A 15,672-nucleotide genomic window follows, 5' to 3' on the forward strand; every position below is an offset into this window, starting at 1 on the left:
ACCGTCAATCTGGTCATAGGCGCGGAAATCGCCAAAATACTTCGTGATCGCCGCCGTCAGCGTCGTCTTCCCGTGGTCAACGTGGCCAATCGTGCCAATGTTGACGTGCGGTTTGTTCCGTTCAAACTTTGCCTTTGCCATGCCGAAGCGCCCTTGAATTCGGGGGGTCAGACCAAGAATGGCCGCAAGACCCCGTGATACACGGGCGGGCAATTAAGCCGTAGCAAAGGGAAAATCAAGCCTCACTTGGGGGGAGGCACAGGGTTGGGCGTGGCATTTTCAGCAGTTGCCACCTTGGCAGCATCGGCACGGGCCTTTTTTGCCGCCGCGACATCCGCCTCGGTCAGGCCAAACCATTCCGGGTTTTGCAAGAACCACTCTTCCACCTTGCGCGCGGCATTGAACGACAGCGCCTGCATCTGTTCCTGCTTTGACCGGGTCAGGCCCGAGCCGACGATGGTATCGCCCGACAGCGATTCAAACACCGTGAATTGCTTGCCTTCGGCGTTCAGCTTTTTCTGCGCGGCATCGTCCCAAACATTGGCCGTGATCGCCAGAACCGACTTGGGTGCCGCCACCACCGGAATACCGGGCGGGGCCAGTGCATAGCCGTCGATCGAGATGCCGATGTTATAAAGGCGCGTGCCTTCATAGCGGCCAAACCGGTCGGCCACCGCTTTTTTCATCGCGGTTTCCCATTCTTCTTCGGTGGCATCGCGGCTGATCGGCACCTTTTGCGCATTGTCGGCAACGACGATGTTCAGCCCAAGGGCAAAGTCGCCCAAGGGCACCGGTTCGTCCAGCACACCTTCGGCTGCGCAAGCCGCAAGCATGGCACAGGCAAAAAGTCCGGCAAACACTGGCTTGAACATATCGCCCCCCCGATCAGATTGTCTGGGGATAGCCCGTCACGCCCTGCGGCGCAAGTCGCGGTGCGCCCTGCGTGACATCGGCGCAAGAGCACCTATATCTGCACAAACGGAGGGTGAGATGAGTACGCAGCACCAGTTGGACGACAGCGCCCCACCCGCACATCCCACGCCTGCCTTGCCGGTGCGCGTGCCACTGGCCACGCAACCCTTGGGCATCTGGGGGTCGCTGCAAGCCGGGCGTCGCAATGTGCTGGAACTGATCCCCGAGATCGCAACCCATGCGCCGATCATCTCGGGCCAGACGGGCAAGCGGTGGCATATGCTGATGGACCCGGAAGGCCTGCGCCGGGTGTTGCGCGACAAGGTGGATGATTATCCCAAATCGCTGGTCACCAAACTGATTCTCGAACCTGCCATCGGCGACAGCATGTTCGTGGCCGAAGGAGCGGAATGGATGTGGCAACGGCGCACCGCCGCGCCGGTGTTCAGCCACCGCAATGTCTCGGCCCTGGCCCCGGTGATGACAGCGGCGGCCGAACGGTCGTCGGCGCGTATTGCCGCGGGTGTCGGGCGGGCCGTCAATCTGTTCGACGAAATGGTGTCAGCCACATTCGAGGTGATTTCCGATGTCACCTTTTCTGACGGCAAGGGCTTTGACAGCGAGTCCGTTCACCAGGCGATTGAACAGTATATCGCCCAAACCGCCAAGGTTTCGTTTCTGGATATCATTGGCGCCCCCGCCTGGGTGCCCCGGCCCACCCGGATGCTGACCGGGGCCGCCATGCGCCAGACCAAGCAACTGGCCGACCGCGCGATCGAGCAACGTCGGGCCGAAGGCGCAAAGCCGGTGCCGGATCTGCTGGATCTGTTGATGGCCGGGGCTGACCCCAAGACCGAACGCCGCATGACCACGGCGGAACTGCGCGACAATCTGCTGACCTTTATCGTGGCCGGGCACGAGACGACGGCGCTGACCCTGTCATGGGCCTTGTATCTCTGCGCCTTTGATCCGGCGGTTCAGGCTGCGGCCCGCGCAGAGGCGCAGGCGGCCTGTGGTGATCGTGCTGCCACAGCCGCCGATCTGCCCGCCCTGCCGCTGATCCGCCAAATCGTGGACGAGGCCCTGCGGATGTATCCGCCCGCTGCCTTTCTGTCGCGCAGTGCCCGCACCCATGATGAGTTGTGCGGGCGCGAGGTTCGGCCGGGTGACACCGTGATCTTGCCGATCTATGCGCTGCACCGGCACCACAAGCTGTGGGACAACCCCGATCACTTTGCGCCGAACCGCTTTGCCGACCCAAAGGCGATTGACCGGTTTGCCTATCTGCCGTTTGGCGATGGCCCACGCATCTGCATCGGGGCGTCTTTTGCCCTGCAAGAGGCGGTGATCATTCTGGCCACCCTGTTGGCGCGGTTCAAATTTGCACTGGTGCCGGGCAAAGTGCCCAAACCCGTGATGATCCTGACCCTGCGGCCCGAAGGCGGGGTTTGGCTGATGGTCGAGCGCGCGTGACCCGCGCGCGCGCCAGTTGCCCTTAGGCCAGTTGTGCGGCCCGCGCATGCAGATGCGCCACCAGATCGTCATGCAGGCCCAGACGTGCTGCCAGCATCGCCAGATAGCCCTTTTCCGCAGGCGCCTCGGGGTCAACCACCAGCAGCGAGGCAGCATAGATTTCGGCGGCCTCCTCCTCAGACCGGGCAAGCCCGGCAATCCGGCCTGCATCCAGCGGCGCATCCAGTTCAGCGCGGATCAGCGTCTCGGCCTCGGCCCCCAGCCCAACCTGTTCAAGTTGTTCGGAAATGCGGGCCCGTTCGCGCGTGGTGACATGCCCATCAGCCTTGGCCGCCGCGACCATGGCCTGCAAAAGGCGGGTGGCCAGATCATCCGCCGCCACCGGGTCTGACGGCAGAAAGACCGTTCCTTCGGGGCGCGGCAAGGCAACGGGGCCAGCCTCGGCCCCCGCCTGCACCGATTTGCCAGCCTTCCAATCTTCATAGGCTTTATAGGCCAGCCCACCGATCAAGGCTGCGCCGCCGACCTTGGCACCGGTCTTGAGCATCTTCTTGCCGCTGCCCGTCAGCAACAGGCCCAAAAGCCCCCCGGCAATCGCCCCCTTGCCCAGCGATGACTGATTGTCCCATGCGCCCTTGGCCTTGCCAGCCAGGCCGCCAGCCCCCTGCCCGCCTGTTGCGGCATTCATCTGGCCCATAAGCCCATCGAGAAGCGATTTCGCATTGATCACGGCAAACCCCTATAACTGATCCGGTTTTCTGACAGATGGGGATGGCATCGCCGTTTCGCAACATCCGGCCCCGGGTTGGGCGGGCCGGGGCCGACAACTTGGCCCCCGATGCCATATTCGCGCCACGGTTCGCGGGCATCTAGCAGCCAACTTTACCTATCGCCGTGGTGTCATGCCCAAGATTTTCCTAAGCATTCTTACCTTCTTGCTGCTGATCGGCTGTGGAGAGGCCATGGGCGACGGCAGCCAGGCGCGAATCTTCATCATGGGTGATTCCATGCTGGCCTCAAACCGGGGCGGCAATCAGGCTGTCGGCAATGTGCTGGAAACCGAACTGGGCCAAGAGGTGATCGACAGATCCGTCTCTGCCGCGCGCTATTTCTATTTCCTGCCGATCAGTGGTGCGGCTGGCCTTAGCATTCCGGCGCAATACCGGGCCGGCAACTGGGATTGGGTGGTGATGAACGGCGGGGGGAATGATCTGTTGTTTGGCTGTGGCTGCGGGCTGTGTCAGGGCACGCTTGACCGGCTGGTCAGTGCCGATGGCCGATCCGGGGCCATTCCGCAACAAGTGGCCGCGATCCGGCAATCGGGGGCGCGGGTGATCTATCTGGGCTATCTGCGCAACCCCGGCACCTTTACCCCGATCAAGGGCTGCCGCGCAGCGGGCGATGAACTGGATCGCCGCATCGCCACGATGTCAACCTTTGACGCGGGCGTCACCTTTGTGTCGCTGGCCGATCTGGTGCCGCATGGCGACTGGTCCTACCACCAGCTTGATCGCATTCACCCTTCGGTCAAGGGCAGTGCGGCAATAGCAAAGCGGGTGGCGGCTGTGATCAGGGCCGCCCCAAGGAGGCGGCCCCAACCCTGACCCGGAAACCGGGTTTTACTGAACCGTCAGATCAAAACGATCTGCATTCATCACCTTGACCCAAGCCGCGACGAAATCGGCCACAAACTTCTCGGCGGCATCGTCTTGCGCATAAACCTCGGCATAGGCGCGCAGGATCGAATTCGAACCGAACACCAGATCGGTGCGGGTTGCGGTGAACTTGACGGCACCGGTCTTGCGGTCACGCAGCTCATAGGGCTTGCCCTCGACCTTGTGCCACAACAGGCCCATGTCGGTCAGATTGGTGAAGAAGTCGGTCGTCAGGGCACCAACGCGGTCGGTAAACACGCCATGCGTGCTGCCGCCGTGATTGGCACCGATCACGCGCAGACCGCCGACAAGGCAGGTCATTTCCGACGCGGTCAGACCCATCAGTTGCGCCCGGTCCAGCATCATTTCTTCCGGGGTCACGATGTAGTCTTTCTTCACCCAGTTGCGGAAGCCATCGGCCAGCGGCTCCAGCACATCGAACGAGGCCGCATCCGTCATCTCGTCGGTCGCGTCACCACGGCCCGGCGCAAAGGGAACGGTCACGTCAAAGCCTGCGGCCTTGGCAGCCTGCTCGACACCCAGATTGCCTGCCAGCACGATGACATCGGCAATCGAGGCCCCGGTCGCAGCCGCCACCGGCTCCAGCGCGGCCAGCACCCGCGCCAGACGGGCAGGCTCATTGCCCTCCCAGTCCTTTTGCGGGGCAAGGCGGATGCGGGCGCCATTGGCACCGCCGCGCATGTCAGACCCGCGGAAGGTGCGGGCGCTGTCCCATGCGGTGGCAACCATGTCAGACACCGACAGGCCCAAAGCCGCAATCTTGGCCTTGACCGCCGCCACATCGTAATCGGTGCGGCCTGCGGGCACCGGATCTTGCCAGATCAGGTCTTCGGCCGGAACATCGGGGCCGAAATAACGCACCTTGGGCCCCATGTCGCGGTGGGTCAGCTTGAACCAGGCGCGGGCAAAGCAATCGTCGAAATAGGCGGGGTCGGCCATGAACTTCTGGCAGATCTCGTTATAGATCGGGTCCACCTTCATCGCCATGTCGGCATCGGTCATCATCGGCATGACACGCTTGGTCGGGTCGGTGGCATCCACCGGCATGTCTTCTTCCTTGATGCCGATCGGCCGCCACTGATTGGCACCCGCGGGCGACTTGGTCAGTTCCCACTCATAGCCGAACAGCAGCTTGAAATAGCCCATGTCCCATTTCGTCGGGTTGGTCGTCCAGGCGCCCTCGATCCCCGAGGTGAAGGCCGTCGTCGCCGTGCCCTTGAAGTTGGGGTTCGACCAGCCCAGACCGCCAGCCTCGACCTCGGTGCCTTCGGGGGCCGCGCCGATAACGGCAGCATCGCCATTCCCGTGGGCCTTGCCAACGGTGTGGCCACCTGCGGTCAGGGCGGCGGTTTCTTCATCGTTCATCGCCATGCGGGCAAAGGTTTCGCGCACATGCAGGGCGGTGCGGGCCGGGTCGGGCTGGCCGTTCACACCTTCGGGGTTCACATAGATCAGGCCCATCTGCACAGCGGCCAGCGGGTTTTCCATGGTGGCCGGGTTTGCCAGATCGCCATAGCGGCTGTTCGACGGTGCCAGCCACTCTTTCTCCGCGCCCCAATACACGTCTTTCTCGGGGTGCCAGATGTCTTCGCGGCCAAAGCTGAACCCAAAGGTTTTCAGACCCATGTTTTCATAGGCAATGGTCCCGGCCAGAATGATCAGATCAGCCCAGCTGACAGCATTGCCGTATTTCTTCTTCAGCGGCCACAGCAGGCGCCGTGCCTTGTCAAGGCTGGCGTTATCGGGCCATGAATTCAGCGGCGCGAAACGGATGTTGCCCGCACCACCACCGCCACGGCCATCGGCCAGACGATACGACCCGGCCGAATGCCAGGCGAGGCGGATCATCAGACCGCCGTAATGGCCCCAGTCTGCCGGCCACCAATCCTGGCTGTCAGTCAGCAGCGCATGCATGTCTTTCTTCAGCGCCTCGACATCCAGCTTTTCCAGCGCCTTGCGATAGCTAAAGCCCTTGCCCATGGGGTTGGTCTTGGTGTCGTGCTGGTGCAGGATGTCCAGGTTCAGCGCCTTGGGCCACCAGGCTGTGTTCGATTCGGCTGCGGTTGTCAGGCCGCCGTGCATCACCGGGCATTTGCCGGCGGGAATATCGTTACCGTCCATGGTATCCTCCAACTGGTTGTCGTTGTGTCAAACGCCCGCCAATGGCCAGCAAAGCGGCATGATCGGCAGGCAAATCCTGATATGGAATGGTTCTAACATCTGCGTTTCATAATGCCTAATTGCATTTTCTGAACAGTGCAATAAGTTTACCTTATGAACCCCTTGACCATGAAACACCTGCGCTACTTTGATGCCCTGGCCCGCCAAGGCCATTTTGGCCGGGCCGCCGAAGACTGCGCCATTTCCCAACCTGCCCTGTCCATGCAGATCAAGGAACTGGAAGATCTGGTCGGCGCACCCCTGGTTGAACGCACCACCCGCCAGCTGCGCCTGACAGGTCTGGGCGAAGAATTCGCCGCCCGCGTGCGCGACATCCTGCGGTCGGTGGATGAGTTGCAGGATATGGCGCGCGCTGCCCAACACCCCCTGCTGGGGCGGCTGCGCATCGGCGTGATTCCCACCGTGGCCCCCTATCTGTTGCCGGGGGTGATCACCCAGCTTTCGGCCCGTTACCCCGGCCTTGATCTGCGCCCCAGAGAGGCGGTGACAGGCAAGCTGATCGCCGATCTGCTGGAAGCGCGTCTGGATACCGCGATCGTCGCCCTGCCGGTGTCAGAGCCGACGCTGACCGAAGTGGCCCTGTTCGACGAGGATTTCGTTCTGGTCCGCCCCGCCGACGAAGCCAGCCGCCCGGTGCCTGATGCCGCCATGCTGCGCGAAATGCGGCTGCTGCTGCTGGAAGAGGGGCATTGCTTTCGGGATCAGGCTTTGGCCTTTTGCAGCCTTTCCCCCACCGCCTCGCGTGAGATGATGGAAGGCAGTTCATTGGCCACTTTGGTGCAGATGGTGGGCGCCGGAATCGGCGTGACCCTGGTGCCCGAAATGGCCTTGGGCATCGAAACGCGCTCGGCCGAGGTGGCGCTGCAACGGCTGCCTGCCCCCTCTCCCAGCCGGACGATTGGCATGGTCTGGCGCAAATCCTCGCCCCTTGCCAAGCAGTTGGAAGATGTGGCCCGCATTGTGCGCAGCGTGGGTCTGGCCCAACGGACTGCCCGCTGATCGGCCCATCTGCGACCGGAAATGTCGCATCCGGGGATGATCTTTCCCACGATCCGGCCTAGCTGGAACCAGAGACGACAAAGGCGGGCGACGATGGGTTACTTTTTGGGCGTGGATACCGGCGGCACCTATACCGATGCCGTTGTGGTGAACGAAGCCGCGACCGAGGTGATCGGCAAGGCGAAATCCCTGACCACCCGCGCCGATCTTGCGCTTGGCATCGGGGGGGCGGTGGATGCCGCCCTGGCCGCGGCGGGGGTGCAGGCGTCAGAGATCACGCTTGTGTCGCTGTCCACCACGCTGGCCACGAATGCGCTGGTCGAGGGGCAGGGCGGGCGCGTGGCTCTGATCTTCATCGGCTTTGATGCCGGAGATGAGGCCCGGGCCGGTCTGGACGACGCCCTGAAGGGTGACCCGGTTCTGCGCTTTGCCGGCGGCCACGGCCATGCCGGGCAAGAGCTGGCCCCCCTTGATCTGGCGGCACTGGAACAGGCCGTCGCCCAGTTGGGTGATCAGGTAATGGGCTTTGCCGTTGCCGCCCGCTTTGCCACCCGCAACCCCGCGCATGAAATTGCCGCCCGCGATCTGATCCGCCGCGTCACGGGCCGGGCCGTCACGTGCAGCCATGAACTGTCGGCCAATCTGAACGGCCCCAAGCGGGCGCTGACCGCTGTGTTGAACGCCCGGCTGATCGGCATGATCGACCGCTTGGTGGCGGCCTGCGAACGCCATTTGGCCGCTGTCGGCATTGATGCGCCCCTGATGGTTGTGCGCGGCGATGGCGCGCTGATCTCTGCCGCCATGGTGCGCGAACGCCCGATAGAAACCATCCTTTCCGGCCCTGCCGCCAGTATCGTCGGTGCCCGCTGGCTGACCGGGGCGCAAGATGCGTTGGTGTCAGATATCGGCGGCACGACCACCGATGTTGCCCTTTTGCGCGGCGGATTGCCCGAGATTGATCCGCAGGGCGCGCGGGTTGGCGGTTTTCGCACCATGGTCGAGGCCGTGGCGATGCGCACCACCGGCCTTGGGGGCGATTCCGAGGTGCATCTGGTGACCGAGGGCCTGACGGGCGGCCTGCGGCTTGGGCCGCGGCGGCTGATCCCGGTGTCCTTGCTGGCCGTTGATCATGGGCCGATGGTGCATGCCGCTTTGGACAGGGCGCTGTCCAGCGATACCAGCGGTGAACATGACGGGCGTTTCGTGGTGCCGATGGGCGGGCAAGCCGGGGGCCTGAGCCCGCGCGAAATCACCGTTCTGGCGCGGATCGCGCAGCCCATGCCAATGGCACAGGCCCTGACCAGCCGTCTAGAGGTCGCCGCGCTGGAACGGCTGGTGGCGCGCGGGTTGGTGATGATCGCGGGCGTCACCCCGTCGGATGCCAGCCACACGCTTGGTCGGCTTGACGCCTGGGATGGCAGTGCTGCGGAAAAGGCGCTGCGCCTGCTGGGGCGGCGGCGCAACGGGGCGGGTGAACGCTTCGCCACTGATCCGGCGGTTCTGGCGCAGATGATTGTCGATCAGGTCACCGCGCAAACCGCCGAATGCCTGCTGGAAGCGGCCTTTGACGAAGATCCCGCCTTTGCCACCGACCCGCCCGAGGCCCTGGCCCGCCACCCGCTGTTGCGGGCCGGATTGGCCGGGCATCGCGGCGTAATCCAGTTGACGGCACGGCTGGGGGTGCCCGTCATCGGCCTTGGCGCGTCGGCCCCGTCGTATTACGGCGCGGTTGGCACGCTGCTGGGATGCGAGATGATCTTGCCCGAACATGCCGGTGTCGCAAATGCCATCGGCGCCGTGGTGGGCCAGGTCGCCCAACGGGCCACTGGCAACATCACCTCTCCCGCCGAGGGCCGCTTTGCCGCCCACCTGCCCGATGGGGTGCAGGTGTTCAACGACCGCGACGCCGCCCTTGCAGCGATGCAATCGGCGCTGGAAACCGAAGCCACGGCACGCGCCCTGCGGGCCGGGGCGGTGGATGTGCATCTGAATGTGACGCGCGACGTGAAAGAGGCCGATATCGAAGGCCGGACCATGTTCATCGAAGCCACCATTTCCGTCACGGCGACGGGCCGCCCCCGCGTGGCGCATGATCGAGATGCAGCAGAATGAAGATTTGCCCTTGACGCGCCCCCCGCAGCACAATACCACGCCCGCCAGTGGCGAGGTAGCTCAGTTGGTTAGAGCACACGACTCATAATCGTGGGGTCGAGAGTTCGAGTCTCTCCCTCGCCACCACTTCTTCCAGACATGACCGGCCCGTGATCGCGCAGCTCGGCGCCCCAGCGGTTGCCGTTTTGGGTTCAGCCTTTGACGGCAAGGGTTTGCCCCATCGGCATCACGCTGTGGGTTCAACCCCATGGTTTGCAATGGCACGGGCGAACAGGCGGGCCAGGTGACGTTGGCCCTGGCGATACCCCTCCAGCGTCTGCCCCGGATATTTCAGGCCCATGGCAGCGGTCAGAATGGTGCGGGCCACGGCCTCGGGCGGGCCAATATCGGCCGGAATATCCAGCGTTTGCAGCCACCGGGTCAGCAACGCGATCTTGGCCGCCTCGCCGCGCTGCATGATATCAGCGGTCAGGCTGGCCCCAGCCTCCAGCAATTCCGCGCCATGGGGCGAGGTAAAGACCAGTTCCATCAAGGTGCCATCCTTGGCGGCAAAGGCGGCGGCAAGCGCCTGCTCGGGGCTTTGGCCGGGGGTGGCAAGCGCAGCCCCCATTCCGCGCAGGGCTTGGGCAAAGAACTGATCGACAAGGCTGCGGAAGATATCTTCCTTGTTGCGGTAGTGCAAATACAGCGCCGGGCGCGACATGCCCGCATGGCGGGCGATGTCATCCATTGATGTGCGCCGATACCCCTGCGCGGCAAAGGCCTGCAAGGCCGCGGCAAGGATGTCTGATTGTTTGTCGGTGATGCTGTTTTGGCCGTCCATACACCCGTCTTAGCGGGTTTCGCGGGGCTGACAAAATTCTTTTGAACTGTCATTTGACTTTCTGACATTTTGCGCCCACTTTGTCAGAACAAGAATGGAGAGACCGATGGCCACCACTCTGACAGTCAATGGCACCCAAGCCGTGATCGACCTGCCCGATGACACGCCCCTGCTTTGGGCGCTGCGCGACGGGTTGAACCTGACGGGCACCAAGTTCGGCTGCGGGGTTGCGGCCTGCGGGGCCTGCACGGTGCATGTGGACGGGGTTGCGGTGCGGTCTTGCCAAACGCCTTTGGCCGATGTTGCCGGGGCCCGCATCACCACGATCGAAGGTCTGGGCACGCCAGCCGCGCTGCATGCAGTGCAGGCGGCGTGGATCGACCATCAGGTGGCACAATGCGGCTATTGCCAGTCGGGGCAGATCATGCAGGCCGCATACTTGCTGGCCGAAAACCCTGCCCCGTCGATGGCCGAGATCGACGAGGCGATGGCGGGCAATCTGTGCCGTTGCGGCACCTATCCCCGCATCCGGGCCGCCGTGCAGGATGCCGCCAAGCGTTTGCAGGAGGCATGAGATGAGCCGGATCGGAACCATTGCCCGCCGCAGCTTTCTGATCGGCTCTGCCGCCGTTCTGGGCGGGGTCGCCTTTGGCACCTGGCGCTTTCTGACGCCCTACCCCAACCCATTGCAAGACAGCGCAGGCGACAAGGGCGGCGTGATCACGCCCTATGTCGTGATCGACCAAACCGGCGTGACGATCATCACCCCCCGGGCCGAGATGGGTCAGGGCATTCACTCCACACTCGCCGCACTGGTGGCCGAAGAACTGGATGTGCCGTGGGATCAGGTGCAAGTGATGCACGGCCCGCCCGCCAAAGCCTATTACAACGCCGCAATGCTTGAGGAAGGGGTGCCCTTTGCCCCCACCGATGACAGTTGGCTGGCGCGCACCATGCGCCATGCCATGGCCGTGCCCGCCAAGTTTCTGGCCCTGCAAATCACGGGCGGGTCAACCTCTATCCCGGACGGATACGAAAAGATGCGGGCTGCGGGGGCTGTGGCACGGGCGGCCCTGGTGCAGGCGGCGGCGGCCCGCACCGGGCTGCCGGCGGATGATCTGCGCACCGAGACCGGGGCCGTTGTCACCCCCGACGGCACCCGCATTCCCTATGCCGATCTGGCCGAGGCGGCAGCAGCTGCCGACCTGCCCGATATGCCCCCCCTCAAGGCGCGGGCCGACTGGACGCTGTTGGGCAAATCCTTGCCCCGCGTCGATATTCCGGCAAAATCAACCGGCACGGCCTTGTTTGCGGGGGATGTGCGCCTGCCCGGCATGCGCTTTGCCACCGTCAAGATGAACCCGCATCTCGGTGCGGCGATGAACGGCTATGATGCCAGTGCCGCCGAGACGATGCCGGGGGTCGAGCGGATCATCCCGCTGACCGGCGGGGTGGCTGTTGTTGCCGCAACCACCTGGCATGCCATTCAGGCCGCCGAGGCGATAGACTTTGACTGGGCCCCCGCCCCCTATCCCGCCAGCAGCGCCGAGATGCGCGACCAGATCGCCCAATCCTTTACCCCAGAGCGTCTGGATGCCGTGATGCGCGAGGATGGTGACATCACCACCGCGACGGGCGAGGTGTTCGAGGCAGACTATCATGTGCCCCATCTGGCCCATGCCACGATGGAGCCGATGCAGGCTGCGGCACATCTGGTTGATGGCAAGCTGACGCTGTGGGTTGGCACGCAGGCCCCCGGTCTGGTGCAACAACATGCCGCCAAGGCCGCGGGTCTGGAAACCGAGGCGGTGGACGTTCACACCACCGTCATGGGCGGCGGCTTTGGTCGGCGGGCCGAGGTGGATGCCAGCGTGCTGGCCGCACAAGTGGCCCGCGCCATGGCCGGCACCCCGGTTCTGGTCACCTGGAGCCGCGAAGAAGACATGACCCACGACATGTATCGCCCAATGGCGACAGGCCGGGTGCGGGCCACGCTGACGGCAGGCAAGGTCGAAAGCTTTGACTTTTCGACCTGTGCCCCCTCGATCATGGAAACCATGGCCGAGCGCATCGGCATACCGCTGGCGGGCCCGGATTCGACCATCGCCCAAGGTGCCTGGGAACAGCCCTATGGCTTTGCCAACTACCGCGTCTCGGCCTATCGCGCCCCCAAAACGGTGCCCTTGGGCTTTTGGCGCTCGGTCGGGGCCAGCCAGAACGGCTTTTTCCACGATTGCGCCATCGATGAACTGGCGCATCTGGCGGGGGCCGACCCGCTTGGCTTTCGCCGCGACCATCTGATTCATGATCCGTCCCGCGCCGTGCTGGACGCGGTGGCCCAGATGTCGGGCTGGGGCACCCCGCGCCCCGGTCGCGCCCTGGGTGTGGCCTATTGCCTGTCCTTCGGGGTGCCAACAGCACAGGTGATCGAGGTTGAACAGACCGAGGCGGGCATCCGCATCACCGGGGCCTGGGCCGCTGTTGATGTCGGCGTGGCCCTTGATCCGCGCAATATCGAGGCGCAGGTTTCGGGTGCCATGGTCTTTGGCCTGTCGGCGGCGGTGCGGGGCGAAATCACCTTTGCCCAAGGCCGGGTCGAACAGCCCAATTACTGGGATTACGAACCCCTGCGCATCAATCAACTGCCCGACATTCAGGTGCAGGTGCTGGAAAGCGGCGGCCCGATCCGCGGCATTGGCGAGCCTGGAACCCCCCCCGCCGCCCCGGCTTTGGCCAATGCGTTGTTCGCCCTGACAGGCACCCGCGCCCGCAGCCTGCCGCTGTCAAAAACCTTCAGCTTCGCCTGAACGCAACGCCGCCAAGGGCCAAAAGGGGGCAGCCCCCTTTGGCCCTAGCCCGCCACCACCACCTTGGTGCCCCAGCCCTCACAGGCCTGCGTCAGACTGCCGGGCAGGGGCTGGTCGGTGAAAACCGCATCCAGTTCTGACAGGCTGGCAATGCGGGCAGGCGCTGACCGCCCGAATTTCGAATGATCGCAAACCAGAAAGCTTTGCCGCGCCTGCCGCAGGATGGCGCGACTGACGCGCACTTCGGCCAGATCGAAATCCAGCAGATCGCCATCACGATCCAGCGCCGAGGTGCCGATCACGGCAAAATCAACCTTGAACTGCTCGATGAACTGGGTCGTCAGCTCACCCACCAGCCCCCCATCGCTGCGCCGCAACATGCCACCAGCCACCATGATCTCGCATCCCGGATTGCTGACCAGCGTATTCGCCACATTCATGTTGTTGGTCACCACGGTGATGTTGCGATGGTGCACCAACTCACGCGCCACGGCCTCGGTCGTGGTGCCAAGGTTCAGGATCATCGACGAATTGTCAGGGATCATCGCAGCACAGGCCTTGGCAATGGCGGCCTTGGCGGTTTCATTCATCTTGCGCCGCGCCTCATAGCCGATGTTTGACACACCGGTGCGGGTGACAGCCCCGCCATGAACGCGGTCCAGAAACCCGGCTTCGGCCAGTTCGGTCAGATCGCGGCGAATGGTCTGCAAGGTCACGTCAAACCTTTGGGCAAGGTCTTCGACGACCACCCGCCCTTCGGATCGGGCGATTTCCAGAATTTCCGTCTGGCGAATGTTCACGGCCATGATCTTCCCCCCGTCGGTTCTGCGCCCGATCCCGCCCTGTTTGCCACGCATCACCCGCCCCGACCAGCCTTCAGAATTGCTGCGACTGCATTCGTTTTTGCGCGCTTGCAGCATTTTTCGCGGGGATTGGGCGTCAATCCCAGAATAATCGGCGGTTTATCTGTTTTCAAATGTTCGTTTTCGATCAAAGCGCACAAAAGCGAAAAAACAAGGTTGACGCCTGAAACCGAGTCGGTGCAGGGTTCTGCCAAGTGAAGGGGCCACCCTTCCAAGGGAGGAATGCGACGTGTCTGATGCCCCGCGGCCTGCTTTGGCCGATCTTTTCATTATTGGTGGCGGCATCAACGGCTGCGGTATCGCGCGCGATGCCGCGGGGCGCGGCCTGTCGGTCATTCTGGCCGAACAGGGCGATCTGGCGCAGGCAACCTCGTCGGCCTCGACCAAGCTGTTCCATGGCGGTCTGCGTTATCTGGAATATTTCGAATTCCGTCTGGTGCGCGAGGCACTGGAAGAGCGCGAAACCCTGCTGGTTGCGATGCCCCATATCAGTTGGCCGATGCGCTTTGTTCTGCCCTATCACCGCGACATGCGGTTCGAAAGCGATACCCCGACCAGCCGTCTGCTGGGGGTGGTCATGCCATGGATGAAGGGGCGTCGCCCCGCGTGGCTGATCCGGTTGGGCCTGTTCCTTTATGACACGATGGGCGGGCGCAAGATCCTGCCCGCAACCCGCACGCTGGATCTGACCCGCGATCCGGCGGGCAAGCCGCTGAACCCCAAGTTTCAGCGCGCCTTTGAATATTCCGACGCCTGGGTCGAAGATTCGCGTCTGGTGGTGCTGAACGCGCGCGATGCCGAAGCGCGCGGCGCACAGATCATGGTGGGCACCAAGGTGGTCAGCGCCACCCGCGCCGGCGACCATTGGGAAGTGGAGGTCCAAGGCCCCGAAGGCCGCACCACCCACCGCGCCAAGGTGCTGGTCAATGCCGGCGGGCCCTGGGTGGAAGATGTGATCCGCAATGTGGCGCGCATCAACTCGACCGAAGGTGTGCGGCTGGTGCGCGGCAGCCATATCGTGACGCGCAAGCTGTTTGACCATGACCGCTGCTACTTCTTTCAGGGCGAAGACGGGCGCATCATCTTTGCCATCCCCTACGAGCAGGATTTCACCCTGATCGGCACAACCGACAAAGATCATCAGGGCGCCCCCGGCACCGCCGAATGCACCGATGAAGAGCGTGATTACCTGCTGGCCTTTGCCTCTCGCTACTTTGCCAAGCCGGTCACCAAGGCCGATGTGGTCTGGGCCTATTCCGGGGTGCGTCCGCTGTATAACGACGGGGCAAAATCGGCGACAGCGGCCACGCGCGATTATGTGCTCTCGCTGGATCAGAACGGCGCGCCCTTGCTGAACGTGTTTGGCGGCAAGATCACCACCTATCGGCGCCTGGCCGAAAGCGCGATGGAAAAGATCGTGCCGTTCTTTCCGGGCACCAAAGGCATCTGGACAGCCCGCGTGCCCCTGCCCGGCGGCGATTTCCCGCATGACGGGGTGGCGGCACTGGTGGCACGGGTCAAGGCGCAGTTTGGCTTTTTGTCCGACTACCACGCCGCCCGTCTGGTCCGCGCCTATGGCACCGAGGTGTTTGACGTGCTGGGCAACGCGCGCAGCATGGCCGATCTGGGCCGCGATTTCGGCGCCACCCTGACCGAGGCCGAGGTGGCTTGGCTGATGAACAAGGAATGGGCGCGACATGCGGCCGATATCGTCTGGCGGCGCACAAAACTGGGGCTGCGTTTGACGGCCGATCAGATCGCGGCGCTTGAGACTTTCATGACGGAAAACCGGGCGGTCAGCCCGGCGGCGGAATAAGGGAACGGGC

13 protein-coding genes and 1 tRNA gene are annotated in these 15,672 nt (G+C 63.8%); 8 read left to right on the forward strand and 6 right to left on the reverse strand.

Annotated features, from left to right (window positions below; translation table 11 throughout):
• Both V3C85_RS11805 and V3C85_RS11810 read right to left on the reverse strand, forming a co-directional pair.
• Positions 1 to 141, reverse strand: a 141-nt coding sequence (locus V3C85_RS11805; protein WP_304619878.1) for a GTP-binding protein, incomplete at its 3' end; no start/stop codon positions are given.
• A 101-nt stretch (positions 142 to 242) separates the two neighbouring features.
• Positions 243 to 833 (reverse strand): hypothetical protein, encoded by a 591-nt coding sequence (locus tag V3C85_RS11810; RefSeq protein WP_331795557.1) that lies wholly within the window; start codon positions 831 to 833, stop codon positions 243 to 245.
• Between the two features lie 157 nt (positions 834 to 990).
• Between V3C85_RS11810 and V3C85_RS11815 the strand changes: the two genes are divergently transcribed.
• A complete protein-coding gene (locus V3C85_RS11815; protein ID WP_331795302.1) occupies positions 991 to 2,385 on the forward strand; it encodes a cytochrome P450 in 1,395 nt (464 codons plus the stop codon).
• Positions 2,386 to 2,407: 22 nt separating this feature from the next.
• Here V3C85_RS11815 and V3C85_RS11820 read toward each other — a convergent pair whose 3' ends face one another.
• On the reverse strand, positions 2,408 to 3,115 hold the full coding sequence (locus tag V3C85_RS11820; protein WP_331795303.1) for a tellurite resistance TerB family protein: 708 nt from the start codon (positions 3,113 to 3,115) through the stop codon (positions 2,408 to 2,410).
• 172 nt (positions 3,116 to 3,287) lie between these two features.
• Here V3C85_RS11820 and V3C85_RS11825 point away from each other — a divergent pair, with 172 nt between their 5' ends.
• On the forward strand, positions 3,288 to 3,989 hold the full coding sequence (locus tag V3C85_RS11825; RefSeq protein ID WP_331795304.1) for an SGNH/GDSL hydrolase family protein: 702 nt from the start codon (positions 3,288 to 3,290) through the stop codon (positions 3,987 to 3,989).
• A gap of 15 nt (positions 3,990 to 4,004) precedes the next feature.
• On the opposite strand, the gene katG is transcribed toward V3C85_RS11825, so the two are convergent.
• Positions 4,005 to 6,182 carry a catalase/peroxidase HPI gene (gene katG, locus V3C85_RS11830; RefSeq protein WP_331795559.1) on the reverse strand — a complete coding sequence of 726 codons (2,178 nt, stop codon included), beginning with the start codon at positions 6,180 to 6,182 and terminating at the stop codon, positions 4,005 to 4,007.
• A gap of 153 nt (positions 6,183 to 6,335) precedes the next feature.
• On the opposite strand from katG, the gene V3C85_RS11835 reads away from it, so the two are divergent.
• From V3C85_RS11835 to V3C85_RS11845, 3 genes are all read left to right on the forward strand, one after another.
• On the forward strand, positions 6,336 to 7,241 hold the full coding sequence (locus V3C85_RS11835; protein WP_331795305.1) for a hydrogen peroxide-inducible genes activator: 906 nt from the start codon (positions 6,336 to 6,338) through the stop codon (positions 7,239 to 7,241).
• A 93-nt stretch (positions 7,242 to 7,334) separates the two neighbouring features.
• A complete protein-coding gene (locus V3C85_RS11840) occupies positions 7,335 to 9,353 on the forward strand; it encodes a hydantoinase/oxoprolinase family protein (RefSeq protein WP_331795306.1) in 2,019 nt (672 codons plus the stop codon).
• A gap of 49 nt (positions 9,354 to 9,402) precedes the next feature.
• A tRNA-Met gene (locus V3C85_RS11845) sits at positions 9,403 to 9,479 on the forward strand.
• Between the two features lie 100 nt (positions 9,480 to 9,579).
• Here the strand turns inward: V3C85_RS11845 and V3C85_RS11850 are convergent.
• Positions 9,580 to 10,176, reverse strand: coding sequence for a TetR/AcrR family transcriptional regulator (locus V3C85_RS11850; protein WP_331795307.1), 597 nt, complete (start codon positions 10,174 to 10,176; stop codon positions 9,580 to 9,582).
• Between the two features lie 106 nt (positions 10,177 to 10,282).
• On the opposite strand from V3C85_RS11850, the gene V3C85_RS11855 reads away from it, so the two are divergent.
• Entirely contained in the window at positions 10,283 to 10,750 is a 468-nt protein-coding gene (locus V3C85_RS11855; protein ID WP_331795308.1) for a (2Fe-2S)-binding protein, read from the forward strand.
• A 1-nt stretch (position 10,751) separates the two neighbouring features.
• Positions 10,752 to 12,983 carry a xanthine dehydrogenase family protein molybdopterin-binding subunit gene (locus V3C85_RS11860; protein ID WP_331795309.1) on the forward strand — a complete coding sequence of 744 codons (2,232 nt, stop codon included), beginning with the start codon at positions 10,752 to 10,754 and terminating at the stop codon, positions 12,981 to 12,983.
• A 44-nt stretch (positions 12,984 to 13,027) separates the two neighbouring features.
• Here the strand turns inward: V3C85_RS11860 and V3C85_RS11865 are convergent, their stop codons facing one another.
• Positions 13,028 to 13,789 (reverse strand): DeoR/GlpR family DNA-binding transcription regulator, encoded by a 762-nt coding sequence (locus tag V3C85_RS11865; protein ID WP_331795310.1) that lies wholly within the window; start codon positions 13,787 to 13,789, stop codon positions 13,028 to 13,030.
• Between the two features lie 286 nt (positions 13,790 to 14,075).
• Here V3C85_RS11865 and glpD point away from each other — a divergent pair, with 286 nt between their 5' ends.
• Positions 14,076 to 15,662 (forward strand): glycerol-3-phosphate dehydrogenase, encoded by a 1,587-nt coding sequence (glpD, locus tag V3C85_RS11870; RefSeq protein ID WP_331795311.1) that lies wholly within the window; start codon positions 14,076 to 14,078, stop codon positions 15,660 to 15,662.
• Positions 15,663 to 15,672: the final 10 nt, after the last annotated feature.

It is taken from the genome of Pseudotabrizicola sp. L79 (assembly GCF_036553525.1).
Lineage (GTDB): Bacteria > Pseudomonadota > Alphaproteobacteria > Rhodobacterales > Rhodobacteraceae > Pseudotabrizicola.

Bases quoted from the DNA above. Each gene is read 5' to 3' on its own strand.
- V3C85_RS11810 (WP_331795557.1), bottom strand. From the start codon at position 833: ATGCTTGCGGCTTGCGCAGCCGAAGGTGTGCTGGACGAACCGGTGCCC.
- V3C85_RS11815 (WP_331795302.1), top strand. From the start codon at position 991: ATGAGTACGCAGCACCAGTTGGACGACAGCGCCCCACCCGCACATCCC.
- V3C85_RS11825 (WP_331795304.1), top strand. From the start codon at position 3,288: ATGCCCAAGATTTTCCTAAGCATTCTTACCTTCTTGCTGCTGATCGGC.
- katG (WP_331795559.1), bottom strand. From the start codon at position 6,182: ATGGACGGTAACGATATTCCCGCCGGCAAATGCCCGGTGATGCACGGC.
- V3C85_RS11835 (WP_331795305.1), top strand. From the start codon at position 6,336: ATGAACCCCTTGACCATGAAACACCTGCGCTACTTTGATGCCCTGGCC.
- V3C85_RS11840 (WP_331795306.1), top strand. From the start codon at position 7,335: ATGGGTTACTTTTTGGGCGTGGATACCGGCGGCACCTATACCGATGCC.
- V3C85_RS11850 (WP_331795307.1), bottom strand. From the start codon at position 10,176: ATGGACGGCCAAAACAGCATCACCGACAAACAATCAGACATCCTTGCC.
- V3C85_RS11855 (WP_331795308.1), top strand. From the start codon at position 10,283: ATGGCCACCACTCTGACAGTCAATGGCACCCAAGCCGTGATCGACCTG.
- V3C85_RS11860 (WP_331795309.1), top strand. From the start codon at position 10,752: ATGAGCCGGATCGGAACCATTGCCCGCCGCAGCTTTCTGATCGGCTCT.
- V3C85_RS11865 (WP_331795310.1), bottom strand. From the start codon at position 13,789: ATGGCCGTGAACATTCGCCAGACGGAAATTCTGGAAATCGCCCGATCC.